Below are 25,292 nucleotides of genomic sequence, written 5' to 3'. Positions count from 1 at the left end.
CCTCCGCGCGTTCCTTACGGCGCGGCCCCCGCCAAGCGGCCCCGCCGGTGCGAACCCCTGCCGAGTGGCCCCGCCGACCAGCCCCGCCGACCAGCCCCGCCGACGCCGACCCCCACCGACCAGCCCCGCCGACGCCGACCCCCACCAAGCCGCCCCGCCGACGCCGACCCCCACCAAGCCGCCCCGCCGACGCCGACCCCCACCGACCAGCCCGCCCCTACGGCGCGGCCTGTGAGGGCAGCTCCATGTGGGCGCCGCGGGAGAGCGGGACCAAGGCGCGGAGGGTGAAGCCGCCGCGCTCGCCGGGGCCGGTCTCCAGGCGGCCGTCGGCCAACTGGAGCCGCTCGGCCAGCCCGGTGAGCCCGTTGCCGTGCGGGCCGGTCGCGCCGCGGCCGTCGTCGGTGACGGTCAGGCACAGCTCGTCGTCCGTCTCGTCGAGCGTGACCGCGCAGCGGCGCGCCCCGCTGTGCCGCACCGCGTTGGTGACCGCCTCGCGCAGCGCCCAGGCCAGCGCCCCCTCCTGGTCGGGCGGCAGGTCCGAGTGCTGGGTGGCGGCCCGGCTCAGGTCGGCGGCGATGCCCGCGGCGGCGAGGGCGGTACGGGCCCCGGCGACCTCGGCCTCCAGGGTGGGGCGGCGGAAGCCGCTGACCGCCTCCCGGACGTCCACCAGCGCCTGCCTGCTGACCCGTTCGATATCGGCGACCTGCCGCGCCGCCTGCTCGGGCTTGTCGGGCAGCATCCGGCCCGCCAGCTCGCTCTTGAGCGTGATCAGGGAGAGCGAGTGGCCCAGCAGATCGTGCAGATCGCGGGCGAGCCGCAGCCGCTCCTCGTTGGCGGCGAGCTGGGCCACGGTGGCGCGGGCGGCGCGCAGCGCCCGGGTGGTGCGGACCATCTGCCGCACCCCGCTCATCGCGAACCCGCCGAGCAGCGAGGGGATGACCAGGGCGGACAGCAGCCCGTGCGAACCGCGCACCAGCACCCCGACGGCCACCATGAACGCGGTGTTCAGCGGAATCGCCCACCGCGAGAGCCGCAGCGGCAGCACCGCCCCGTAGGCGACGGACACATAGACGCACAGCACCAGCCAGGCGTCGCCCATGGTGAGCGTGAGAACCGCGGCGAGCACGCAGGACGTGCCCAGCGCCCCGAAGACCGCGGCCCGGCTCAGCACCCGCCCGGTGTGCCGGAAGACCAGCACCAGATAGATGGCGACGAAGGCCAGCAGACCGAGCGCGCCGCACACGGTGGCGGGGACCGTGTGGTGCCCATCGGCGAGATCGCTCACCGGCGCGCCCATATAGGCCATCCAGATCCCGATCCACATCAGCTTGATCAGGACCTGCCGACGGTTCTCGGGGCTCTGGCCGATGGCGGCCGGCCGGTCGTGCTCGTCGTCGTACGCCATCGCGTCGGCCCACCAGGTCAACCGGCGGCGCACGCCGAGGCAGCGCTCCGGATCGCCGTCGGTCCACTCGGCCCGGTCAGCCATGGTTCTTCTCTCCTCGGATCACGTCTCGGGTCACGCCCTCGGTGATGCCTTACGGCTGTCCTTCATCCCTTACGGCTGTCCTTCATGCCTTACGGCTGTCCTTCATCCCTTACGGCTCTCCCTCATGTCTTACGGCTCTCCCTCACGTCTTACGGCTCTCCCTCACGCCTTACGGGTGTCCTTGCGGTACAGCCACGCCGCGCCGCCCGCGAAGAGCGCCAGATAGGCGATGAGCAGCGCGACGTCCTTGACGTGCGGGGCGCCGCCCAGCTCGATCGCCTGGCCGAGGGCGGTGTAGGCGTGGGTGGGCAGATAGTCGCCGATGTTCCGCAGCCACTGCGGATAGGACGTGGTCGGCATCCACAGCCCGCCGAGGATCGACAGACCGAAGTAGATGATCATCGTCAGCGGGCGTACCGCGTCCCCGGTCGCCAGATAGCCGATGGCCACCCCCAGCGCGGCGAAGACCAGAGAGCCCGCCCAGATGGCGCCGGTCAGCGCCGCCCACTCCCAGGCGGCGTCCAGCCGTACGCCCTTGACGGCGGCGGCCACCACGAAGACGATCACGATCGACGGCAGGGTGGCCACCGCACCCACCGCGATCTTGGCCGCCACATAGCCGCGGCCGGGCAGCGGGGTGAGCCTCAGTTGCCGGGTCCAGCCGCCCTCGCGCTCCTTGGCGATCCGCTCGCCGTTGCCCATCAGTCCGGCGGTCAGCGCCCCGAAGGAGGCCATCGCGACCATGTAGTAGAGCGGCATGGACAGCCCGGTGCCGGGCACGCGGTCGTCGGCGTCGGTGCTGCCCGCGATCAGCAGGAAGAGCACGGACGGATAGATGACCGTGAAGAACATGAACTTGCGATTGCGCAGGGTCCGCGCGATCTCCAGCTTGACCAGCGCCTTCATCGTGCGGACTCCTCAACTGTGGGCGCGGCGTCGCCGGCCACGTCGGTGGCGGCGTCGGTGATGGCGAGGAACGCCTGCTCCAGGCCGAGGCCGGTGACCTCCAGGCCGCACGGATAGAGCCCGAGCCCGTAGACCGCGTGCACGGTCGCGTCCGCGTCGGTGGACCGGATGCGTACGGTACGCCCCGAGATCTCGATCCCGGTCAGCGCGGGCAGGGCGCGCAGCGTCGCCTCGTCGACCGGCCCGTCCAGTTCGAAGGAGATCCGCCGGGCCCCGGCCATCGCCTTGATCTCGGCGGACGAGCCGTCGGCCAGCACCCGGCCGCCGTGCAGCACGATCACCCGGTCGGCGACGGCGTCGGCCTCGTCGAGGTAGTGGGTGGCGAACAGGATGGTGCGGCCCTGCTTCGTCTGCTCCCGCATCGCGCCCCAGAAGGTCTGCCGGGACGACACGTCCATACCGGTCGTGGGCTCGTCCAGCACGATCAGATCGGAGGCGCCGGCGGTGGCGAACGCGAAGCGCACCCGCTGCTCCTGACCGCCGGAGAGCTTGTTCACCTTGCGGGAGGCGATCTCGGCGATCCCCGCCCGCTCCAGCACCTCGTCCACCGGATGGCCCTTGGGGTGCAGCTCGCAGGCCAGCCCCACCAGTTCGCGGACCGTCACGTCCTCCATCAGAGCGCCGCTCTGCAGCATCGCGCCGACCCGGCCGCGGACGACGGCCTGGCGCGGGGTGGTGCCGAAGACCTCCACCCGGCCGGAGTCGGGGTGGCGCAGGCCGAGCAGCAGATCGAGGCTGGAGGACTTGCCGGCGCCGTTGGGGCCCAGCAGGGCGACGGTCTCCCCCGGGTACAGCGTGAGATCGAGATCGGCCACGGCGCGCACACTGCCGTAGCTCTTGTTCACCTTCTCGAAGCGGACCACGGGCGGGGCGCCCGTGGTGGCGGCCCCGGTGCCGGGGGCGGAAAGAGCGGTCGTTGCGGTCATGGCCACAAGCCTGGCCGAGGGCGGGCGGCGCCCGGCAGTGTCAGCGGTCGTGACCTGGGGATGACAGATGTCATGGGCCGGGGCATGACGCGCCGGGTGGACGTGACGCGGGCCGGGAGACATGACACGGCCCCCGCCCGGTGCCGGTGCCGGGCGGGGGCCGTGTGGTGAACGGGCGGGGCCCGCTCAGTTGTCCTTGCCGATGACGCCGATGCGGTCGCTCGGCGTCTTGCCGAGCAGCGCCTGCCGCAGCGCGGACTCCACGTCCTCCGGGGTGACGGGCTTCTTGCTGCCGTCGCCCCGTTCGAGCAGAACGCCGTCGAAGGTGCTGCCGTACAACTGCTTGAGGACGGGCAGGTCGTAGTGCTCCACCAGCTTGCCGTCGATCACCTTCATGGAAAGGATCTTCGGCAGCGACTTGTCCGGGCCGAACGGAATCGAGTGCTGGGCGTCCGTCCGCACCGTGACCAGACCCGACATCGCGGGCTTGGCGAAGCTCTTCATCTTCCGGTCGACCTCGGCGTCGCTGACCGTGGGGCGCCGCACGGCGACCGGCAGGGTGATGGCCTTGTTCCGGCCGGTCTCGGCGCGGAGCCGGAACCCTTCCGAGACGGCCTTGACCGCCGTGTCCACGCTCAGCCCCTTGCCCTCCTTGCCGTACACCGCGACGGGCTTGCCGGAGCTGAAGTCGATGCCGCCCTCGCGGGCCGTGCCGGAGTCGCCCGCGAGCCGCTCCAGGGCGTCCCGCAGCTTCTCCTCGTCGACCGTGACCGCGGGGTCGGCCTCATGGGTGCCGCCGAAGAGCGAGCCGATCACGGTGACCGGGTTGTAGTCCCGGCCCGCGAGGTCCCGGACCGTGGCCTCGGTGTCGAGCGCCAGGCCCGCGACGGAGGGCTTGATCTCCTTCTGCTGGCCGTCGACCGACACCGTCAGCGGGGCGGTGGTGCGCTTGCCCAGCGCGGCGTCCAGCTTGTCGACGGCGACCTGCTTGGAGCTGCCGCCGATGTCGACGCCGAGGACGGTGGTGCCGTTCGGCACATCGGCGTGGTTCATCACCAGCCCGGCGGCGTAGGCCCCGCCCGCGATCACCAACAGCAGGCCCGCGACCATGACGACCTTGGAACGGCCCTTCTTCTTGGGCTTGCCGGCCTTCGGGGCGGACGGCGCCGGGGCGCTGTTGCCACCGGGCGCCGGGGCCCCGAGGCCGCCCGGGGCGGGCGGCGCGGGCGGCCTGGACCGGCCCTCGCCCGACGGCACCACGGGCACCCCGCTGACCAGCGTGTCGCTGGAGATCTGGTCCGGCGGCACCCCGCCGCCCGGCGTGGGCTCGGGGTCGCGGAACAGGGAGGGGGACGGATCGCTCCCGAGGTCGTCCCTGAACCCCTCCCCGGGGCCGGTCAGCGGGCCCGCGCCGGTGGTGGCGCCGAGACTGCCGGACATCGGAGAGCCGCCCGGCGGGGTCGGCGGCTGGGCGGCCGGGCCGCCGCCGGCCAGCGGACCCACCCCGCCCGGTGGCGTCTGCGGGTCGCCGCCGTACAGGCCGCCGGCGGGGCCCGGTCCGGGCGGGGCCAGCAGCTCGCTGTCGTGCGGGCCCGCGCCGGGGCCGGACGGCGGCATGAACATGTCGCCGGTGACCGGGCCGGTGGTGGGCCCGGTCGGCTCGGGGTGCCCGGACGGGGCCTGGGCGTCGGTGAAGTACGGCAGATCGGCGACGGGGCCGCCGCCCTGCTGCGGGGCCGGGAACCCCTGGGTGACCTCCGGAGAGGGGAACCCCTGGGTGGTGTCCGGCGCCGGGAACCCCTGAGTGGTCTCCGGGGCCGGGGTCATCGGCGGCGTCGGCGTACTGCCGGTGGCCGACGAACCGCCCCTGGGCCTACGGGGCGAGAACCAGTCGCTGGTCCGCTGCTCGCCGTCGCCCTTCTTCTCGCGGTTCCCGGAAGGCTCGTTGGGCCCGCCGGGCTCGGCCGACACCCCGCGCTCCGGCGTCGGCGGGTAGTCGACCCGGGGCAGGGCGCTGGTGGGCTCGGGGGCGTCGTCGTCCCCCCCGGAGCGCTGCGCGGGCACGCCGTCCTCCGCGACGGGCGTGCGCATGACCACCGGCGGAATGGGCCGCGATCCCGGAATGTTGATCTTGATCCGGGTCGTCAGCGTGGTCTCGGTCTTCGGCTCCTCCGGCTTGGCCGCGGCCCGCGCCTGCCCGTCGTCGGCGAACTCCTGCGGAACCTCCTGCGTGGGGTTCGGCGAGGGGTACTGGCGGGATCCGTACGGCGGGGTGCCCGACGGGTAGGCGGCACCGCCGCTTCCCTCCCGGGGCCCGGAGGACGAACTGTCAGATTCACGGCTCAAAGCAGGTTCTCCCAGTTAGCTCCGCCGCCCGTCAGACCTCACGCGGGCGGCTCGGCGGCGGCACCACCATACTGGGCGGTGCGGACGCGCACTTGACGGCCGCCGGATCACCGCATCCGGTACGCCCGAGGCGCACCCTTCGCCGCATGTCCGAAGGGCCTCCAAGCGCCGAGGACGTCGTGCCGAAAACGTCACGTCACTTACCAAGTCGGACCGGCGGGCCAGGAGGTTGCGGCACCAGAGGCAACGTGGCGCACATCACACCGATGAACATCCCGCCGAGGAGGAAAGCGTACGACCCCAGCCCGGCGCCGAAAAGGAAATCCCCTTCCGAGCGGGAGGAAGTGAGCAGCAACACGGCCACCGTCCAGGCCCCCGCGGGCACTCCGCCGCCCATCCGGGCACCCGCGGCCTTGACCCCGCCGTAGCACAGGCCCGCGATCGCGAGCAGCGCCAGCAGCAACCCGCCGGGGAACCATGCCGCTTGGACCAGCGCACCCGCGGCGCCGACCAGCACCCCGGCCACGGCGAGCAGGGCGTATCCGCCCAGGCGCGGGGCCGTCATGCCGCCACCCCCGCGAACAGGTCGTCCTCGCGGCCCGCCCCGGCATCGCCCTTGACCAGCCGGTAGTGCTCATGGACGAACATCGGCTGGGCCAGATCGTTGGAGAGCGCGAAGAAGGGTCCGTCCACCGCGATCTGGGTGGCGTGGGCGCGCATCGCCGCCGCCTTCGCCCCGGTGTGGGCGGTGCCGTCGATGAACGCGGTGACGTCCGAGTCCGGCACCACTCCGGGGACGTCGTCGACCGTGGCGACGCCGGGGAAGAGCGAGTCACGGCCCGCGGCCCGCAGCCGGGCGAAGCCCTCCTCGACAGCCGAGCGCGGCACGCAGTTCCAGTAGACCTTCGCGATGTCGTGCGGCTCGCCGAGCTCCGGGCGGAAGTCCGCGTCGGCGGCCAGTTCCACGGCGCGCATCGCCACGCGGTGTGCCTGGATGTGATCGGGGTGGCCGTACCCCCCATGGGTGTCGTACGTCACGAGAATCTGTGGCCGGATCTCGCGGACCACGGCCACCAGGTGCCCCGCGGCCTCGTCCAGGTCGGCCTGCCAGAAGCAGTCCGGCCGGTCGTTCTGCGGGGCGCCCATCATCCCGGAGTCGCGATAGCGGCCGGGACCGCCCAGGAAGCGGTGGTCCTCGACCCCCAAGGCACCCATGGCCGCGGCGAGTTCGCCGATCCGGTGCGGACCGAGCGCGTCGTCGCGGTTGGCGGCGAGATGTGCGAGGGCAGGCGGGATGACCTCGCCCTCCTCACCGAGGGTGCAGGTCACCAGGGTGACGTATGCGCCCTCGGCGGCATATTTCGCCATGGTCGCGCCGTTATTGATCGACTCGTCGTCCGGATGTGCGTGCACCAGCAGCAGACGACGGGCGGGAAGAGCGGTCATGGGCACAGCCTACGATTCGCACACCAGTGCCCACGGGTCGCACGCCCCGGCCCCGCTCGGGGTCAGATCTTCACGCCGCCGATCATGTCCGCCACATTGGTGGTGAGGTCGTCGATCGTCGGGGCTACCGAAGAACTCGCCAGGTAGAAGCCGAGGAGGACACAGACGACCGCATGAACCGCCTTCAGCCCTGCCTTGTTCACGAGCATGAAGACGATGATCAGCAATAGCACTGATACCGAGATCGAGAGCGCCACAGCGGCTCACCTCCAGATACACGCACTCGGACGGACAACATATTGATGCCACAGAGGGGCTACCCACTATGCGCAATCGATCATAACTATGGCGGTGTACACATGACTCGGTGCACGGGAGCATGACAGGGGCGCATGCCTGATCGCACGAACTTCCGCGCCCCCGGGGCGCTTTCTCGGTGGTTATGCGCCATCTCGCCATCACACGGGGCCGGTTGACCCCCACCTCGTTCCGGCCGGACCGTGCCAGGGGCAACGCCGCCCCGGCCTACCGATCCGTACTCTCCCTCGCGCTGATCCTGAGCCGTACGCTCGCCCTATGACCGGACAGCTCTCGTTCCCACGGCAGCACGCGCGGACCCAACGGTTCACCCTCGGGGCACCGCGGGCCCTCGCCGTGGCCCCCGACGATTCACGCGTCGTCTTCCTGCGCTCCCGCTCGGGCACCGACCGGACCGGCGTCCTGTGGGTGCACGACCTCGCCGGGCAGCGCGAGTACCCCGCCGCCGACCCGGCCGAGCTGCTCGCCGGCGCCGGCGAGGAGCTGTCCCCCGAGGAGCGGGCGCGGCGCGAGCGCAGCCGCGAGGGGTCGGCCGGAGTGGTCGGCTACGCGGTGGACACCGCCGTCGAGCGGGCCGCGTTCGCCCTCTCCGGACGGCTCTTCACCACCGATCTGCCCGCGGGCACCACCCGCGAGCTGCGCGTCCCCGGTCCGGTCGTGGACCCGCGCCCCTCGCCCGACGGCCGCCATATCGCCTATGCGGCGGGCGGGGCGCTGCGGGTCACGGGCGCGGACGGCGCGGACGACCGGGCGCTCGCGGAGCCGGAGGAGGACACCGTCACCTACGGCCTCGCGGAGTTCATCGCGGCCGAGGAGATGGACCGCTCACGCGGCTTCTGGTGGTCGCCGCGGAGCGACGCCCTGCTGGCCGCCCGGGCCGACGACGCCCCCGTACAGCGCTGGTGGCTCGCCGACCCGGCCCACCCTGGCCAAAAGCCCGCGGAGGCCGCCTATCCGGCCGCGGGCACCGCCAACGCCGAGGTGCGGCTGGTTCTGCTCGGCCTGGACGGCTCCCGTACGGAGATCGAGTGGGACCGGGAGCGCTATCCGTACCTCGCGCGGGTGCACTGGTCGGCCTACGGTCCGCCCCTGCTTCTGGTCCAGGCCAGGGACCAGCGCAGCCAGCTCTACCTGGCCGTGGACACCGACACCGGACGGACCAGCACGGTCCATGTCGACGAGGACGCGGTTTGGCTGGATCTTTTCCCCGGGGTGCCGGCCTGGACGGAGGACGGACGCCTCGTCCGCATCGCGGATGAGGGCGGCGCCCGGGTGCTGATGGTCGGCGACCGCAAGTTGACGTCCGGTGCCCTCCAGGTGCGCGCGGTCCTCGACATCGGCACGGACGACGTGCTGTTCTCCGCCTCCCCCGGGGCCGGTGCTCCGCTGCCCGAGCAGCCGGGCGAGATCGACGTCTACCGCGCCTGGTTCCGGGGCAGCGGCGACCAGGGCGGCTGGGAGCCGGTCGGCAAGCGGCCCTTCCCTGCGGTCCACTCCGCGACGCGCGGCGGTGAGGTGCTCGCACTGGCGTACACGGGGCTGGAGCGGCCCGGGGTGAGCGTGGAGATCCTCCGGCCCGCCGACCACGGCGCGGCCGAGCGCATCGCCGAGATCGCCTCGTACGCGGAGCGGCCCGTCATCACCGCCCGCCCCGAGCTCCTCTTCGCGGGCAAGCGGGACATCCCCTGCGCCGTGCTGCTGCCCAGCGGCCACCGGGAGGGCGACGGACCGCTGCCGGTCCTGATGGATCCTTACGGTGGGCCGCACGGCCAGCGGGTGGTCGCCTCGCACAACGCCCACCTCACCTCGCAGTGGTTCGCCGACCAGGGCTTCGCGGTGATCGTCGCCGACGGCCGCGGCACCCCCGGCCGCTCCCCGGCCTGGGAGAAGGCGGTACGCGACGACTTGGCCGCGGTCACCCTGGAGGACCAGGTCGAGGCGGTGACGGCGCTCGCCGAGCGCTATCCGCTGGACCTCGGCCGGGTCGCCATCCGCGGCTGGTCCTACGGCGGCTATCTGGCCGCGCTGGCGGTGCTGCGCCGCCCCGATGTCTTCCACGCGGGCGTGGTGGGCGCCCCGGTGACGGACTGGCGGCTGTACGACACCCACTACACCGAGCGGTATCTGGGCCTGCCCGACGAACAGCCCGAGGTTTACGCCGCCAACGCGCTGATGACCGACGAGGGGCTGTCCGGCGCGGCGGAGACCGCCCGGCCGATGATGATCATCCACGGTCTGGCGGACGACAACGTGGTGGCCGCGCACACCCTGCGGCTCTCCTCGGCGCTGTTGGCCGCGGGCCGTCCGCATGAGGTGCTGCCGCTGTCCGGGGTGACCCATATGACCCCGCAGGAGCAGGTCGCGGAGAATCTGCTGCTGCTGCAGGTGGACTTCCTCAAGCGGTCCCTCGGGATGCGGTAGCCCGCGAGGCGCTCCGCGGAAGAGCCGCAAACTGCCGTGCTTTGTCCGCGGCTGCGTCGTGGCTGGTCCCACGCGGCGGAGCCGCATATCGACACAGCCGCGGCGGAGCCGTACAACGACACAGCCCCGCGCCCCTTCGGGGCGCACCCGAACCGCACCGGACTTCACCTGGCCGGTGGATCTTCGCGCCTGTGACATCAGCGGCTGCCGCCGCGGGGCCCGCGGCGGCTGGTGCAGGGGCACCTCCCAGCGGTAGCTGGGGGCGCCGTGCCAGGCGTCGCGGGCCCGCGAAGATCCACCGGACAGGGCCTGGGCCCCAGGGCCGCGCTGGTCCGCCGTCACCAGCCCGCCGTCACCAGCCCGGCGGCGGTGCGGGAGGCGCGGGGGGTGCGGACGGCGGCGGGGGCGCGGCGGGCGGGGCCCCGGGCGGCGGGGGCACCAGCGGCGGGATGCTGGGCGGCGGCGGGCCGTATCCCCCGCCGCCATAGCCGCCACCGCCGTAGCCGCCACTCCCGTGTCCGCCGCTCCCGTAACCCCCGCTCCCGTAGCCACCGCCGTAGCCTCCGGCCCCAGAACCGTCGCCGTAGCCCCCGGGCCCATAGCCGTCGTAACCGCCGGACCCATAGCCGTCATAGCCGCCGTACGCCGGGGCGCCCGGCCCCGGCACCCCGGTGAACGCGGCGCCGTCGACCCCCTCCTCAACGCCCCGCCGAGCCAGCGCCAGGAGGGCGATCAGCCCCGCGATGGCCTCGAAGAAGCCGGTGAGCACGCTGAGCACGCCCACCGTCGGCAGATCGCTGAGGTGGTCCACATAGTCCAGCTTGATGTAGAGCGACGCCTCGCTGATCCCCGTCACCATGACCAGCGCCGCCGCCGTCATCCCCAGCGGACGCGCCAGCGGGGCACGCGCGAGCGCGGCCGCCGCGGCGGCCAGGCACAGTGCGACCGCCGCCCACGCCGTCCAGGCACCGGGCGGCGAGAGCAGGGTGGGCAGCGTGTGCTTGCCGGTGAGCAGGTACTTGTAGATCTCCCAGCCCCGCTCCTGGGCCCAGTAGATCTGCCAGGCGGCGATGACGGCCCCGCCGGCGCCCAGGAACAGCGCGCCGGTGACCGCCGCCCCGGGCGAGGGGCGGCCCGGCGGCCGGTCGGCGGGCGAGGCCAGGTGCCCGGGCGGGGCGAGGTCGGCGGGGCGTCGGACGGCGGCCACCACGGCCAGCAGCAGGCCCCCGAGGACCACCTGCGCCCAGGCGCTGAGGTTGGCCCGCGTCTTCAGATCGCCGGGGATGCCCTGCAGCCAGTCGGAGTTCAGGTTCCACAGGCTGGGCAGGCGCACCGCGACGGTCACCACCGCGACCGTGCCGAGCGCGCCCGCGGCGGCCGGTGAGCGCAGGGCGGTGATCCCGACTACCACGTAGACCAGCAGCAGCACGAGGTCGAGCAGGGAGGAACCGAAGATCCCTCCGGTGGCCCGGAACGGCAGCCCCGCCCACGTCCACCACAGATGGTTCGCCTCGTCGGCCTTGTCGAGGTCGTGGATGATCCACGCCAGCGAGATCAGCCCGAGAACCGCGCAGACGAGCGCCCCGAAAAGGCGCCCTCCGCTGTTGAGTATCCGTCCCTGCCCCATAGCCGTAGGTTTCCCCCGCCTCGTACCCCGGGCAACCGTCGCGAGGCGAAGAAAAATACGGATCGTGACCGTCCGGCGGCCGCGGAAGGGGGGCGACCGGCCGGGGCCATATGGCGCGCCCCGACCGGTCCACGGCACCCGCACGGCCGTACGCAGTTCAGCCTGACGCGTCCGTATATCGGTGTTGCGACGGATGAGTTGCCGACGTGTTAACGCGCTTCCTGCGCATAGAACATGCTTTGTCTCCTATGAGGAGTCCCTGTCAAGCACGCCCTGACCTCGATCTGCCAAATCTTCGCTCAAGACTCGAATGAGCAGCACATCCACCCTCCCCGGCCCCTTGACTGGGCCGTTCCCCGATTGCGAAAGTCCGCTCAACCCGGTACGCACGCACCACCTTGGCGAGCGGGCGGCGACATGACGCGCATAGACAACGCGAGTTGACGGTGTGACACCAGTGCGGGGGGACGCTACGCGATGACGACTCCATCCCAGTCCGGCGTGGTCGAAAAGGCCGCACCGGGCACGGAGGGCGAGGCGCCGGCCGGTCTGGCGCCCCGCCAACTCATGTGGCGGCGCTTCAAGCGCGACCGCACGGGTGTCGTCTCCGCATGCTTGGTGATCTTCTTCTTCGCCGTCGCCGTGCTGGCGCCGGTGATCTCCTGGCTGTACGGCAAGGATCCGTACACCACCTACGGCCTGGACCGGCCCGCGCTGCTGGACCCCCTCACCAGCTATCCGATGAAGCCCAACGGGGGCATCGACGGGGAGTTCTGGTTCGGCATCGAGCCCAAGCTGGGCCGCGATGTGCTGACCCAGCTCGTCTACGGCATCCGCACCTCGCTGCTGATCGGGCTGGCCGCGACCGTGCTGTCCACGGTCACCGGCATCGTGATCGGCGTGGTGGCGGGCTATCTGGGCGGCCGCACCGACTACTTCCTCGGCCGGCTCATCGATCTGCTGCTGTCCTTTCCGCAGCAGCTCTTCTTCGTCGCCTTCATGCCGGTGGTGACCGCGCTGTTCGTCAGCCCGCAGAAGGAGACGCCCACCTATTTCCGGGTGACGGCCCTGGTGATGGTGTTGTGGCTGCTGGGCTGGATGCAGCTCGCCCGGCTGCTGCGCGGCCAAGTGCTGTCCCTGAGGGAGCGTGAGTTCGTCGAGGCGGCCAGGGTGACCGGCGCCTCGCCGTGGCGGATCGTCCGCAAGGAGCTGCTGCCCAACCTCGTCACGCCCATCCTGGTGCAGTCCACGCTGATGCTGCCGAACTTCGTGACGACGGAAGCGGCGCTGTCCTTCCTCGGCGTCGGCGTGGTGGAGCCGACCCCCGACTGGGGCCGGATGTTCGCCAAGGGCGCGAACTTCTACGAGGGCGACATCACCTACATGTTCTTCCCCGGCATCGCCATGGTGGTCTTCGTGGTCGCCTTCAACCTGCTCGGGGACTCGGTCCGGGACGCGATGGACCCGAAGACCACGCGGTGACCGGGGGGCCGGAGGGCCCAAGGCAGAGAACGGCAAGTCTTCCGTCCGATGAGGCAGGTGCAGTGACCACGATGACGCCGAAGAAGAACAGCCGCAGAGCCCGTACCTATGCCGTCGCCCTGACCGCGGGCGCCCTGGCGCTCGCGGGGTGCAGCAGCGGAGGCGGCGGCTCAAATCCCAAGGGGTCGAACGAGCCCAGGATGGAGTCCCAGGACGTCACCCTCGGCACCGCCGCCGACTCCACCGGACCGGCCAAGGACCTGCCGGGCGCCAAGAAGGGCGGCACCGTCACGGTGCTGCAGCGGGACGCCTTCGAGCATCTGGACCCGGGGCAGATCTACGTCAGCGATGAGCTGATCGCGCAGACCCTCTACAACCGGACGCTGACGAACTACCAGTTCGACGACAAGACGGGCAAGGCCAAGCTGGTCGGCGACCTCGCCACCGACACCGGCAAGTCCTCCGACGGCGGCCGCACCTGGACGTACACCCTCAAGGACGGGCTGAAGTACGAGGACGGCTCGCCCATCACCTCCAAGGACGTCCGGCAGGCCGTCGAGCGGCTCTACGCGCCGTATCAGACGAACGGGCCGACGTATCTGCAGCAGTGGCTCTCCGGTGAGGGCCAGAAGTACCGCAAGGCGCTTCCGGACGGCCCCTACAAGGGCAAGCATCTGCCCTCGTCGGTGCTGGACACCCCGGACGGCAAGACCATCGTCTTCCACTTCGACCAGCCGCGCGCCGAGGTGCCGTTCGCGGTCGCCATGCCCAATATCAGCGCGGTGCCGCCGGGCAAGGACACCAAGGAGAAGTACGACAAGGCCCCGCTGGCCTCGGGCCCGTACAAAGTCCGGAACTTCAAGTCGGGCAAGGGCGTCGAGTTCGTCAAGAACGACCAGTGGGACCCCAGGACCGACTCGATACGTCATCAGTACGTCGACGGGTTCGACATCTCCTTCGGCCACCAGTGGGTGGACTCCACCCGCCGGCTCCAGGCCAGCAAGGGCGCCGACCGGAACGGGATGACGCTCACCAACGCGGTCGACCCCTCGCAGATCTCCACGGTCCTCAAGGACAAGGAGGCGATGGCCCGGTCGCTGACCGAGACGCAGCCCTATGTGGACGTCGTCTCGATCAACACCGATCGGGTCAAGGACAAGAAGGTGCGCGAGGCGATCGCCTGGGCCTTCCCCAGCGGGCAGTACCTCCAGCAGTTCGGCGGCCCCAAGGGCGGTGAGGTCGGCGGCGGGCTGGTCGGCCCCACGCTCAAGGGCTACGACCCCTCCTTCGACCCGTTCCAGAAGAAGAAGTACCCCGGCGGCAACGCCAAGAAGGCCAGGGAGCTGCTGAAGGAGGCGGGCAAGGAGAACTACGAGCTCGTCTACGCCTACGGCAACGGCGACACCCACCAGGACGCCTCGGTGGTCGTCCAGCGGGCCCTGGAGCGGGCCGGGTTCAAGGTGCAGAAGAAGGAGATCGACCAGTCGACCTATTACACGCAGATCGGAAAGGTCAAGAACAAGTTCGACCTGTACCGGTCCTCGTGGGGTGCCGACTGGCCATCCGCCTCGACCGTGGTCCCGCCGGTGTACGGCGGCGAGAACGTCTACGACGACTCCTCGAACTACTCGCACCTCGACGTCCCGGCGGTCAACGCGGAGATCGGCAAGGTCGCCAAGGTCGGCGACCTGAGCCGGGCCACCTCGGAGTGGATCAAGCTCAGCGAGAAGATCCTCACCGATGACGTCCCCGCGGTCCCGACCTTCTACAACCGGCTGTTCACCCTCTGGGGCTCGGGCATCGGCGGAGTGAAGTTCAACTCGGTCTACGGGGCCGTGGACCCGACGGCCGTCTTCATCAAGTAGCCGCGGCCGTCACCAGGCAGCGCAGACCCCGGCCGCACCCCTATCGGCGGGTGCGGCCGGGACCCGCCCCTAGCGGAAGATCACCGACGTCATGTTGAGATTCCTCGCCCGCCGGTCCCTCGGCGCGATCGTGATCCTGATCCTGATCAGCGCGATCACGTTCTTCCTCTTCTTCGCCCTGCCCGCCGAACCGGCCCGGCTCGCCTGCGGCAAGAACTGCGACCCCGTCTCGCTCGCCATGATCAACAAGAACCTGGGTCTGGACCAGCCGGTGCCGGTCCAGTACGCGAAGTTCATGGTGGGGATCGTCGCCGGGCGGGACTTCGCCGTGGGGCACTGCAGCGCCCCCTGCTTCGGCTACTCCTTCGTCAGCCAGGAGCCCGTCTGGGGCACCATCGCCGACCGCTTCCCCACCACCCTCTCGCTCGCCCTCGGCGGTGCCGCCGTGTTCCTGGTCTGCGGGATCGGCATCGGCATGATCGCGGCCTGGCGGCGCGGCACCTGGATCGACAAGTTCTTCAGCTCGCTGTCGCTGCTCGGCGCCTCGATGCAGATCTACTTCGTCGGAGTGCTCGCCCTGGCCTGGTTCGTCAGCGGTCTGGGGATCATGGACCAGCCCGCCTACTACCCCTTCACCGACAATCCGGCGAAGTGGTTCAGCGGGATGCTGCTGCCCTGGGTGGTGCTCTCCCTGATCTTCCTGGCCAACTACAGTCGGATGACCCGCTCCCAGATGGTCGAGCAACTGCAGGAGGACCATGTCCGCACGGCGAGAGCCAAGGGACTCTCCAGCCGTACGGTCTTCTTCCGCTACGCCTGGCGCGGCGCCATCGCCCCCATCATCACCATCTTCGGCATCGACCTCGGATCGCTCTTCGGCGGGGCCATGGTCACCGAGTACACCTTCACCCTGCACGGCATCGGGCGGCTGGCGGTGGAATCCGTCCAGCTCACCGATCTGCCCATGCTGATGGGCGTGATGCTGGTCAGCTCCGCGGCCATCGTGGTGTTCAACATCCTGGTCGACGCCGCCTACGCCTTCATCGACCCGCGCGTGCGCCTCGCCTGACAGACCCGGAGCTGCCGAGATGACCACACTCACCAAGCCCGACGACGGCGCGACGCCCCCACCGGCCGGCCCCGGCGACGGCGCCTTCCTGTCCGTACGCGATCTGTACGTCCGGTTCTCGACCGAGGACGGCGTCGTCAAGGCCGTCGACGGCCTCTCCTTCGACCTCGAACGCGGCCGGACGCTCGGCATCGTCGGCGAGTCCGGCTCCGGCAAGTCCGTCACCAACCTCACCGTCCTCGGCCTGCACGACCCGCGCACCACCACCGTCAGCGGCGAGATCCTGCTGGGCGGGCAGGAGCTGACCGGGGCGCCCGAGCGCACCCTGGAGCGGCTGCGCGGCAACACCATGGCGATGATCTTCCAGGATCCGCTGACCGCCCTGTCGCCGTACTACACGGTGGGCCGCCAGATAGCCGAGCCGTACCGCAAGCACACCGGCGCCTCCAAGAGCGAGGCCCGCTCCCGGGCGATCGAGATGCTGGAGAAGGTCGGCATCCCCAACCCCGGCCTGCGGGTGGACGATTATCCGCACCAGTTCTCCGGCGGGATGCGGCAGCGCGCGATGATCGCGATGTCGCTGGTCTGCAACCCCGATCTGCTGATCGCCGACGAGCCGACCACCGCCCTCGACGTCACCGTCCAGGCCCAGATCCTGGATCTGCTGAAGGACCTGCAGCAGGAGTTCGGCTCCGCGATCATCCTCATCACCCATGACCTGGGCGTGGTCGCCAACACCGCCGACGATCTGCTGGTGATGTACGCGGGCCGGGCCGTGGAGCGCGGTACGGTCCGCGAGGTGCTGCGTGCGCCCCAGCATCCGTACACCTGGGGGCTGCTGGGCTCCATGCCACGGCTGTCCTCCGCCGTGGACGAGCCGCTGAACCCCATCCCCGGCTCCCCGCCGAGCCTGCTCAGCCCCCCGCCGGGCTGTCCCTTCCATCCGCGGTGCCACTACACCGACCAGGTGGAGGGCGACCGCTGCGCCACCGAGCGGCCCGTGCTGCCGGACGGCCGCGGCGCCGCCTGCCACCTGAGCGCCGAGCGGAAACAGACCCTCTTCACCGAGCAGATCAAGCCCCGGCTGGGCTAGGGGCCAGGGCCTAGGAGCGCTGACGCATGAGCATCGAGTCGGGCACACCCGAACCTCTCCTGGTCACCGAGAAGCTGACCAAACACTTCCCGATCATGGGCGGCTTTCCCTTCAAACGGAAGATCGGGGCCGTGCAAGCGGTGGACGGGGTCGATCTGACCGTGCACGCCGGGGAGAGCTTCGGGCTGGTCGGCGAGTCCGGCTGCGGCAAGTCCACCACGGGCCGGCTGCTGACCAGGCTGCTGGAGCCCACCGCCGGGAAGATCACCTACCGGGGCCAGGACATCACCCACGCGGGCCGCAAGGAGCTGGCCCCGATCCGCTCCGAGATCCAGATGATCTTCCAGGATCCGTACTCCTCGCTGAACCCCCGGCAGACCGTCGGCACCATCATCTCCGGCCCCATGGAGATCAACGGCATCAATCCGCCGGGCGGCCGCGAGGGCCGGGTGCGCGAACTGCTGGAGATCGTGGGCCTCAACCCCGAGCACTACAACCGCTTCCCGCACGAGTTCTCCGGCGGCCAGCGCCAGCGCATCGGCGTGGCCCGCGCACTCGCCCTGGAACCCAAGCTGATCGTCGCCGACGAGCCGGTCTCGGCGCTGGACGTCTCCATCCAGGCGCAGGTCGTCAATCTCCTCCAGAAGCTCCAGCGGGAACTGGGCATCGCCTTCCTGTTCATCGCCCATGACCTCGCCGTCGTACGCCACTTCTCGCAGCGCGTCGCCGTGATGTACCTGGGCAAGGTGGTCGAGGTGGGCGACCGCGACTCCATCTACCACCGCCCCCGCCACCCGTACACCCACGCCCTGCTGTCCGCGGTGCCGGACGCGGCGGTGCTGATGGCCGAGAACGTCAAGGACACAGCGGACGCCTCGGATACCGAAGAGGCCGCCCGCCGCGAACGCATCCGGCTCGCCGGGGACGTCCCCTCCCCCATCAACCCGCCCTCCGGCTGCCGCTTCCGCACCCGCTGCTGGAAGGCCCAGGACAAGTGCGCGCAGGAAGAGCCGCCGCTCCTGCGCCTGGACGGCAACCGCGAGGGCCATCTGTCCGCCTGCCACTTCCCCGAGGACCCGACCCTCGAGGCCCGCGAGGAGGACGTCGTCCTCGACCCGGCGCTGATCGCGGCGGAGTCGGCGACGGGAGCGCCACCGCGCAAGGAGCCGTAAGGGACTGGCTGCTCGGGCTCAGAAGCGCAGAAGCCCAGAAGCCCGGCAGAAGCCCAGAAGCCCGGGAGCCTATGCGGTCCCGGCGATCTCAGAAGCGCGAGAAGGCATGCGCACGGCCGATGGCGGTGAACCCGCGGCGGCCGTACCAGTGCAGCGGCCAGTCGTCCTGGTCGGCGACGAGGAACCGCAGCCCGCACCCCGCGGCGGCCGCGCGGCGCAGCGCCGCGGTCAGGACGGCGTCGGCGTGGCCGCGGCGCAGGTACGGCTCGGCCGTCGCCACCTCCTCGATCTGGGCGATCCCGGCGGCGGGCTCCAGGTACAGATCGGCCCAGGAGGCGACCTCGCCGCTGTCGTCGTGGGCGGCGAGGAAGAGCACCTCCTCGGCCCCGGCCCGCCGCGCGGTACGCCGCTCCACGAGGTCGTGCACGGTCCGCTCGTCCGCGTCCGGCATCCACCGCCGCTGCTGCGCCGTCACCGCCCGCCGCAGCGGCCCGTGCGGATCCGGCCCCAGCTCCCGCTCCACCACATCGGCCGCCGCGGCCGCCGGCACCGGCCCGGTGTGGACCATCAGCACCTCGGTCACATGGCCGTACCCGGCCCGTTCGAGCGCGGGCACACAGAGAAGTCCCAGCGCCTCGTCATGGACCGTGATCCGGCGGTGCGGAAGGAAGGCCATGACCTCGTCGGCGAGCGCGGGAAGCCCCTCGGGGTCGGCGGGCCCGACGATATGGAGCTGATTGTGCTCATGGGAGCGTGCGTAGCCCGCATGCAGCACCAGGAATCCCCCCGGCACCTCCCGCACCTCACCGGCCTGACGACGGGCAAAGGAGATCCGGAAGTCCTGGACGCGCCGCGCATCATAGGGTCCTGGCATGGCTGTTCCTCATCCTCCGGTCTATCAGGAGTACTACACCCGCACACCCTTTCAGCTCTTCTCGGGCGTCGGCTGGAAGCGGCTGGTGGCCTTCCGGGCCGATGAGTCGGGCGTCACCCTGGGCGGCCCCGTGACGCGATACCACCGGTTCTTGGCCGTCGTGCCGTGGCGGGACATCGAAGCCGTCGTCGTGTGGGCCACGAAAAAGGAACTGGAGAGGCCGATACGGCGGATAGGTCTGAAGTTGCGGCAGGGCGTGCCGGACGTTCCCGGCCCCGACGTGAAGATCAGCCCGCAGCTCGCCGCAAGTGCGGCGCCGCATATCGAGTACCAGGTCGTCAGGAACAACCGCGTCATCGCCTTCTGGAAGGTGGACCCCACCCGGCTCGCCGCCGCGGTGCGGGCGTTCGCCCCGCACGTTCAGTTGCGTGTCCACCCGGTGCACCGGCTGCGCCCGGGGCAGGGCGGCGGGCCGGGGCAGGGCAGCGGGCTGGGGCGCGGGTCCGGCGGGAGCATCTTCGACATCATGCCCTGACCTCCGTGCGCTCCTCCGCGAAGTGGCAGGCCGAGGCGTGGGCGGCGGGGCCCGCCAGGTCCGTCGGCACCGCCAGCACCGGCGTCTCCGTCGCGCAGCGCTCCTGGGCTTTCCAGCAGCGGGTGCGGAAGCGGCAGCCGGAGGGCGGGTTGGCCGGGGAGGGGACGTCGCCGGGGAGCAGGATGCGGGTCCGGCGGGTGCGGGCCACGGGGTCGGGAACCGGGACGGCGGAAAGCAGGGCCTGGGTGTACGGGTGGGTGGGGTGGTCGTAGATCTCGGGGCCCGTTCCCGTTTCGGCGAAGCGGCCCAGGTACATCACGGCGACCCGGTCGGCGATATGCCGGACCACCGACAGATCGTGGGCGATGAAGACGTACGCCAGGCCGAACTCGTCCTGCAGCCGCTCCATCAGATTGACCACCTGCGCCTGCACCGATACGTCCAGCGCCGAGACCGGCTCGTCGGCGACGATGACCTCCGGCCGTAGCGCCAGGCCCCGGGCGATGCCGATGCGCTGGCGCTGGCCGCCGGAGAACTGGTGCGGATAGCGGTTGAGGTGCTCCGGGCTGAGCCCCACGACCTCCAGCAGCTCCTGGACCGCCCGCCGCCGGTCGCCCTTGGGGGCCGCCTCGGGGTGGATCTCGAAGGGCTCGCCGATGATGTCGCCCACCGTCATGCGCGGGTTGAGCGAGGTGTACGGGTCCTGGAAGACCATCTGGATGTTGCGGCGGACGGCCCGCAGCGCGCGGCCCGAGAGCCGGGTGATGTCCTCGCCCCGGTAGTGGATCGTCCCGGCGGTCGGCCGTTCCAGGCTGACCAGCAGCTTGGCCACGGTGGACTTGCCGCAGCCGGACTCGCCGACGATGCCGAGCGTCTCCCCGCGCCGCAGGGCGAAGGAGACCGTGTCGACCGCCCGGACGGCGCCGATCCGCCGCTTGACCACCACGCCCTGGGTCAGGGGATAGAGCTTGGCCAGGTCGCGGACCTCCAGGACCGGCTCGTCGGGCTCAGCCATGCAGCTCCTCCTTCCAGAAGTGGCAGGCGCTGGTCCGTTTGTCCGCCCCGGCGTCCGTCCCGGCGTCCGCCGCCACCTCGTACAGCGGCGGCCGTTCGGCGCGGCAAATGTCCTGGGCGCGCGGGCAGCGCGGGTGGAAGGGGCAGCCGGAGGGCATGGTGAGAGGGCTGGGCGGCGCGCCCTTGATCGCGTAGAGCCGCTCGCCCCGGTGGTCCACGCGTGGCACGGAGTCCAGCAGTCCGCGGGTGTAGGGGTGGGCGGGGCGGCGGTAGAGGTCGCGCACCGGCGCGGTCTCCACGATCCGGCCCGCGTACATCACGGCGATGGTGTCGGCCACGTCCGCGACCACGCCCAGGTCATGGGTGATGAGGACGAGCCCCATGGCGTACTCCCGGCGCAACTCCGCGAGCAGGTCCATCACCTGGGCCTGGACGGTGACGTCCAGGGCCGTGGTCGGCTCGTCGGCGATGATCAGCTCCGGCTCCAGCGCCATCGCCATGGCGATCATGATGCGCTGGCGCATCCCCCCGGAGAACTGATGCGGATAGTCCCCGGCCCGCTGCCCCGCCGCCGGGATGCGGACCCGGTCCATCAGCTCGACCGCCCGCCGCCGGGCGTCCTTGCGGGACATCCCCCGGTGCGCCTCGTACATCTCGGCGAGCTGGGCGCCCACGGAGACCACCGGGTTGAGGGCGGAGAGGGCGTCCTGGAAGATCATCGCCATCGCGGCGCCCCGGATCCGGCGGCGCTCCCGCGCGCCCATCGTCAGCAGATCCCGCCCCCGGAACAGCACTTGGCCGCCGGTGACCCGGCCGGGCGGGGAGTCGAGGATGCCCATGACGGCTTGGGCGGTCACGGACTTGCCGGACCCGGACTCGCCCAGCACGGCGAGGGTGCGGCCCGCGTCCAGGCCGTAGCTCACCCCGCCGACGGCCTCGGCGACCCCGTCCCGGGTGCGGAATTCGACGCGGAGGTCCCGTACCTCCAGTAGGCGGGTCATGGCCGGACCTACCGCAGCCTGGGGTCGAGGGCGTCGCGCACCGCGTCGCCGAGCATGATGAACGCGAGCACCGTGACCGATAGCGCTCCGGCGGGCCACAGCAGCATGTGCGGGGCGTTGCGGATCTGGGTGGCGGCGGAGGAGATGTCGATCCCCCAGGAGACGGTGGGCGGTTTGAGCCCCACGCCGAGGAACGACAGCGTGGCCTCCAGCGAGATGTAGGTGCCCAGTGCGATGGTCGCGACGACGATCACGGGGGCCACGGCGTTGGGCGCGATATGGCGCAGCAGCGTCCGGCCGCTGCCGGCACCGAGCGCCCGCGCCGCCTGGACGTAATCGTGCTCCTTGACGGTGACCACCGAGCCGCGCGCGATCCGGGAGATCTGCGGCCAGCCCAGCAGCACGATGAAGCCGACGACCGGCCACACCGAGCCGCTGGTGACCACCGACAGGAAGACCAGGCCGCCCAGCAGGATCGGGATGCCGAAGAAGACATCGGCGATCCGCGAGAGCAGCGCGTCCCACCAGCCGCCGAAGTACCCGGCGAGCCCGCCCAGCGCGCTGCCCAGCAGCGCCGCGCCGAGGGTGGCGCAGATGCCGACGGTGATGGAGGCGCGGGCGCCGTAGACCGTGCGGGTGTAGACGTCGCGGCCCTGGAGGTCGTAGCCGAAGGGGTGGCCGGGGGCCGGGCCGTCCTGCGCCCTGGCGAGGTCGCCGTGGTACGGGTTGCCGCTCGCGATCAATTGCGGCCGGACCGCGATGAGGACGAGGAAGAGGATGATCAGCGCGGAGACGATGAAGACGGGGTTGCGGCGCAGATCGTGCCAGGCGTCGGACCACAGCCCCCGTCCGGTGGGCGCGGCCGGTCCGCCGGAGCGGCGGCCGGGCTCCTTGCGCCAGGGGAGGGGGAGGCGCCAGGGTCCGCGCCGTGGCCCGCCCTTCAGGGTCTGGGAGCCGGGGGTGGTGAGGTCCATCGGACCGCCGCCGCTGCCGGCCGGTGCGATCGCCTCGGTCATGTCGTAGCGCGGGTCAAAGGGCTCAGGCATACCGGATCCTCGGGTCGAGCACGGCGTAGAGGAGGTCGACGAGCAGATTGGCGAGCAGGAAGACGATCACCAGGACGGTCACGAAGCCGACGACGGTCGGCGAGTTCTGGCGCAGGATGCCCTGGTAGAGCTGGTAGCCCACGCCGTGGATGTTGAAGATCCGCTCGGTGACGATGGCCCCGCCCATGAGCGCGCCGATGTCCGTGCCGATGAACGTCACCACCGGGATCAGCGAGTTGCGCAGCAGATGGCGGGTGACGATGCGGTGGCGCGGCAGCCCCTTGGCGACGGCGGTGCGGACGTAGTCGGCGCGGGCGTTCTCCACGATGGAGGTGCGGGTGAGGCGGGTGGTGTACGCGAGCGACACCAGCCCCAGCACCACCCCGGGCAGCAGCAGTTCGGTCAGCGGCGCCGCCGGGGAGACCGAGGGTCTGGCCCAGCCCCAGGTCACGCCGAACAGATACTGCAGCACCGTGCCGCTGACGAAGGTCGGTACGGCGACCACGACCAGGGTGAGCAGCAGCACCGAGGTGTCCAGCCCCCGGCCCCGGCTCAGCCCGCTGAGGACGCCCAGGGTGATGCCCAGCGCCATCTCGAAGACCACCGCGACCACGGTGAGCCGGAGGGTGACGGGGAACGCGCTCGCCATCAGCTCGGTCACCGGCTGCCCGTTGAAGGCCGTACCGAAGTGCCCGCTGAAGACCTGCCCCATGTAGTGCGCGTACTGACGCCACAGCGGCTCGTCCAGATAGAGGTCCTTACGGATCCTGGCCGCGGTGGCGGGGTCGGGGGCCTTGTCGCCGAAGAGCGCGGCGACCGGGTCGCCGAGCGCGTACACCATGAAGAAGATCAGGAAGGTGGAGCCGATGAACACCGGGATCATCTGCAGCAGTCGGCGCAGCGCATAGCGGCCCATGGCTCAGCCGACCCTGATCCGTGCGTAGACCGGGACGCTGAACTGGTTGAGCGCCACCTCGCTGAGCCGCTGCGAATAGCCCGCGCTGCCGTTCTGGTACCACAGCGGAATGGCGGGCATCTGCTGGGCGAGGACCTTCTCCGCGTCCCGGAAGTCCGCGATGGCCCGGCCGTCCGCGGAGGCGGCGTTGGCCTGGTTCACCATCCGGTCGAAGCCGGTGTCGCTGAAGTGGCCGTCGTTGGAGGAGGCGCCGGTGTAGTACAGGGGCTGCAGAAAGTTCTGGATCAGCGGATAGTCCATCTGCCAGCCGGCCCGGAACGGCCCGGTCATCTCCTTGCCCGTCATCTTGTTGCGGTAGTCGGCGAAGGTGCCGACGGGTTTGCCGACACAGGCCCGGTCGCTTCTCAGCACGGTGTTGACGCTGTTGCAGACCGCGTCCACCCAGTCCTTGTGGGAGCCGGTGTCGGCGTTGTACGTGATCGTCATCCGCCCGCCGGGCAGCCCGCCGCCCGCCTTGATCAGCTTGCGCGCCCGGGCCGGGTCGTAGCGGCAGGCGTCCCCGCACAGCCCCGGCCGATAGCCGCCCTGGCGGCGCAGGACCGGCGAGGTCCAGTCGGTCGCGGCGGTGCGGGTGCCGTGGAAGATCCGCTCGGTGATCTGCGCGCGGTTGATCGCCATCGAGATGCCCCGGCGGACCTTGGCCTTGGCCGGGCCGCTCCAGGCGCGGTCGTACATCGGGAAGGTGAGGGTCTGGATGATCCCGGCGGGCTGGTTGATGTAGCGGTCGCCGAGGTCGGAGCGGACGAACTTGAGCTGCTGCGCCGGGACATCGTCGACCAGATCGAGATTGCCCGCCTGGAGATCGGTGTAGGCGGTGTTGTTGTCGGTGTAGACGCGCAGATCGACGCCCTTGTTACGGGCCTTGTCCGGCCCGCGATAGCCGTCCCACGCGCGCAGCTTCATCACCGAGCCCTTGGTGTACGACCGCACCTGGTACGGGCCGTTGCCGACGGGCTTCCTCAGCCAGGCGGCATGGTCCTCGAAGAACGCCCGGGGCAGCGGCGCATAGGCGTTGTAGCCCAGCGTCTTGGGCCAGGTGGAGAACTTCTGGGTGAGCCGGACGGTGAAGGTCCGCTCGTCCTTGACCCGCAGCCCGGAGAGAGTCTTGGCGGTGGGGGCGCCGGAGTCCGGATGGACCTTGTCGTAGCCCTCGATGTACTCGAAGAAGTAGGCGTTGCGCTGCTTGTGGTCGATCCGGGCGCCGTAGTTCCAGGCGTTCACGAAGGACGCGGCGGTGACCTTCTCCCCATTGGCGAACCGGCGGCCCTGCTTGAGGGTGATGGTGTAGTTCCGCTGGTCGGAGCTTTCGATCCGGTCCGCGAGCGCGTTCTTGGCCTCGCCGCTCCTGGGGTCGTAGCGCTTGAGCCCCCGGAAGATCATGTCGAGGACCTTGCCGCCCTGGACGTCATTGATATTGGCCGGCTCCAGCGGATTGGGCGGATCGCCCCAGGACGAGCGGACGACACCGTCTTCGGCGCCGCCGTCCCCGCCGCCGCAGGCCGTCAGGGGCAGGGCGACGGCGGACACGCAGAGCGCGGACAGCGCGCGCCTGGCATACAGGGAATACGGGGCTCCGCGCATGGCGCCTCCCGAGGATCCGGTTCAAGATCCGCCTTTGGCCCCATC

21 protein-coding genes are annotated in these 25,292 nt (G+C 71.1%); 7 read left to right on the top strand and 14 right to left on the bottom strand.

The genetic code is table 11. The features are described 5' to 3' along the window. Nucleotides 1-217 precede the first annotated feature (217 nt). The 7 genes from STRVI_RS05895 to STRVI_RS05865 form a co-directional block, all read right to left on the bottom strand. A complete protein-coding gene (locus tag STRVI_RS05895; protein WP_014054701.1) occupies nucleotides 218-1,489 on the bottom strand; it encodes a sensor histidine kinase in 1,272 nt (423 codons plus the stop codon). A gap of 162 nt (nucleotides 1,490-1,651) precedes the next feature. Next, a complete protein-coding gene (locus STRVI_RS05890) occupies nucleotides 1,652-2,395 on the bottom strand; it encodes an ABC transporter permease (RefSeq protein WP_014054700.1) in 744 nt (247 codons plus the stop codon). Further along, nucleotides 2,392-3,381: an ABC transporter ATP-binding protein gene (locus STRVI_RS05885; protein WP_014054699.1), complete on the bottom strand. Its 990-nt coding sequence runs from the start codon at nucleotides 3,379-3,381 to the stop codon at nucleotides 2,392-2,394. Before STRVI_RS05885 ends, STRVI_RS05890 begins: the two co-directional genes overlap by 4 nt. A 186-nt stretch (nucleotides 3,382-3,567) precedes the next feature. After that, nucleotides 3,568-5,727: a hypothetical protein gene (locus tag STRVI_RS47505; RefSeq protein WP_014054698.1), complete on the bottom strand. Its 2,160-nt coding sequence runs from the start codon at nucleotides 5,725-5,727 to the stop codon at nucleotides 3,568-3,570. 196 nt (nucleotides 5,728-5,923) lie between these two features. Beyond that, a complete protein-coding gene (locus STRVI_RS05875) occupies nucleotides 5,924-6,292 on the bottom strand; it encodes a DUF6113 family protein (protein WP_014054697.1) in 369 nt (122 codons plus the stop codon). Next, a complete protein-coding gene (gene mshB, locus STRVI_RS05870) occupies nucleotides 6,289-7,173 on the bottom strand; it encodes an N-acetyl-1-D-myo-inositol-2-amino-2-deoxy-alpha-D-glucopyranoside deacetylase (protein ID WP_014054696.1) in 885 nt (294 codons plus the stop codon). Before mshB ends, STRVI_RS05875 begins: the two co-directional genes overlap by 4 nt. A 62-nt stretch (nucleotides 7,174-7,235) precedes the next feature. Continuing rightward, on the bottom strand, nucleotides 7,236-7,430 hold the full coding sequence (locus STRVI_RS05865) for a hypothetical protein (RefSeq protein ID WP_014054695.1): 195 nt from the start codon (nucleotides 7,428-7,430) through the stop codon (nucleotides 7,236-7,238). A gap of 319 nt (nucleotides 7,431-7,749) precedes the next feature. On the opposite strand from STRVI_RS05865, the gene STRVI_RS05860 reads away from it, so the two are divergent. Then, nucleotides 7,750-9,912: a S9 family peptidase gene (locus tag STRVI_RS05860; protein WP_014054694.1), complete on the top strand. Its 2,163-nt coding sequence runs from the start codon at nucleotides 7,750-7,752 to the stop codon at nucleotides 9,910-9,912. Between the two features lie 352 nt (nucleotides 9,913-10,264). Here the strand turns inward: STRVI_RS05860 and STRVI_RS05855 are convergent, their stop codons facing one another. Further along, the gene (locus tag STRVI_RS05855; protein ID WP_014054693.1) at nucleotides 10,265-11,539 is read right to left on the bottom strand and encodes a hypothetical protein; all 1,275 of its coding nucleotides are present in this window, start codon (nucleotides 11,537-11,539) and stop codon (nucleotides 10,265-10,267) included. Between the two features lie 477 nt (nucleotides 11,540-12,016). On the opposite strand from STRVI_RS05855, the gene STRVI_RS05850 reads away from it, so the two are divergent. From STRVI_RS05850 to STRVI_RS05830, 5 genes are all read left to right on the top strand, one after another. Next, entirely contained in the window at nucleotides 12,017-13,021 is a 1,005-nt protein-coding gene (locus STRVI_RS05850) for an ABC transporter permease (RefSeq protein ID WP_014054692.1), read from the top strand. Nucleotides 13,022-13,092: 71 nt separating this feature from the next. Further along, nucleotides 13,093-14,886 (top strand): ABC transporter substrate-binding protein, encoded by a 1,794-nt coding sequence (locus STRVI_RS05845; RefSeq protein ID WP_043238030.1) that lies wholly within the window; start codon nucleotides 13,093-13,095, stop codon nucleotides 14,884-14,886. Between the two features lie 91 nt (nucleotides 14,887-14,977). Continuing rightward, entirely contained in the window at nucleotides 14,978-15,955 is a 978-nt protein-coding gene (locus tag STRVI_RS05840; protein WP_014054690.1) for an ABC transporter permease, read from the top strand. 19 nt (nucleotides 15,956-15,974) lie between these two features. Next, nucleotides 15,975-17,048, top strand: a complete 1,074-nt coding sequence (locus STRVI_RS05835) for an ABC transporter ATP-binding protein (RefSeq protein WP_014054689.1) — start codon at nucleotides 15,975-15,977, stop codon at nucleotides 17,046-17,048. 26 nt (nucleotides 17,049-17,074) lie between these two features. Further along, on the top strand, nucleotides 17,075-18,220 hold the full coding sequence (locus STRVI_RS05830; RefSeq protein WP_014054688.1) for an ABC transporter ATP-binding protein: 1,146 nt from the start codon (nucleotides 17,075-17,077) through the stop codon (nucleotides 18,218-18,220). Nucleotides 18,221-18,308: 88 nt separating this feature from the next. Here STRVI_RS05830 and STRVI_RS05825 read toward each other — a convergent pair whose 3' ends face one another. Then, nucleotides 18,309-19,094, bottom strand: a complete 786-nt coding sequence (locus STRVI_RS05825; protein WP_043235455.1) for a GNAT family N-acetyltransferase — start codon at nucleotides 19,092-19,094, stop codon at nucleotides 18,309-18,311. Between STRVI_RS05825 and STRVI_RS05820 the strand changes: the two genes are divergently transcribed. After that, complete coding sequence (locus STRVI_RS05820; RefSeq protein ID WP_014054686.1) at nucleotides 19,093-19,629, top strand: hypothetical protein; 537 nt, start codon at nucleotides 19,093-19,095, stop codon at nucleotides 19,627-19,629. The two genes, STRVI_RS05825 and STRVI_RS05820, sit on opposite strands and share 2 nt — an antisense overlap. Here the strand turns inward: STRVI_RS05820 and STRVI_RS05815 are convergent. From STRVI_RS05815 to STRVI_RS05795, 5 genes are read right to left on the bottom strand one after another with little or no spacing between them, the layout of a single operon-like run. Then, complete coding sequence (locus tag STRVI_RS05815; RefSeq protein WP_014054685.1) at nucleotides 19,619-20,644, bottom strand: ABC transporter ATP-binding protein; 1,026 nt, start codon at nucleotides 20,642-20,644, stop codon at nucleotides 19,619-19,621. The genes STRVI_RS05820 and STRVI_RS05815 overlap by 11 nt on opposite strands. After that, nucleotides 20,637-21,644: an ABC transporter ATP-binding protein gene (locus tag STRVI_RS05810; RefSeq protein WP_014054684.1), complete on the bottom strand. Its 1,008-nt coding sequence runs from the start codon at nucleotides 21,642-21,644 to the stop codon at nucleotides 20,637-20,639. Before STRVI_RS05810 ends, STRVI_RS05815 begins: the two co-directional genes overlap by 8 nt. Nucleotides 21,645-21,652: 8 nt before the next feature. Then, a complete protein-coding gene (locus STRVI_RS05805) occupies nucleotides 21,653-22,690 on the bottom strand; it encodes an ABC transporter permease (RefSeq protein WP_014054683.1) in 1,038 nt (345 codons plus the stop codon). Further along, the gene (locus STRVI_RS05800) at nucleotides 22,683-23,606 is read right to left on the bottom strand and encodes an ABC transporter permease (protein WP_014054682.1); all 924 of its coding nucleotides are present in this window, start codon (nucleotides 23,604-23,606) and stop codon (nucleotides 22,683-22,685) included. The genes STRVI_RS05805 and STRVI_RS05800 overlap by 8 nt, the downstream gene beginning before the upstream one ends. Nucleotides 23,607-23,609: 3 nt before the next feature. Next, a complete protein-coding gene (locus STRVI_RS05795; protein ID WP_014054681.1) occupies nucleotides 23,610-25,247 on the bottom strand; it encodes a peptide ABC transporter substrate-binding protein in 1,638 nt (545 codons plus the stop codon). Nucleotides 25,248-25,292 lie beyond the last annotated feature (45 nt).

The organism is Streptomyces violaceusniger Tu 4113 (assembly GCF_000147815.2).
Lineage (GTDB): Bacteria > Actinomycetota > Actinomycetes > Streptomycetales > Streptomycetaceae > Streptomyces > Streptomyces violaceusniger_A.
The sequence above is the reverse complement of the archived record's forward strand: the minus strand, read 5'-3'. Positions and strand labels throughout refer to the sequence as shown.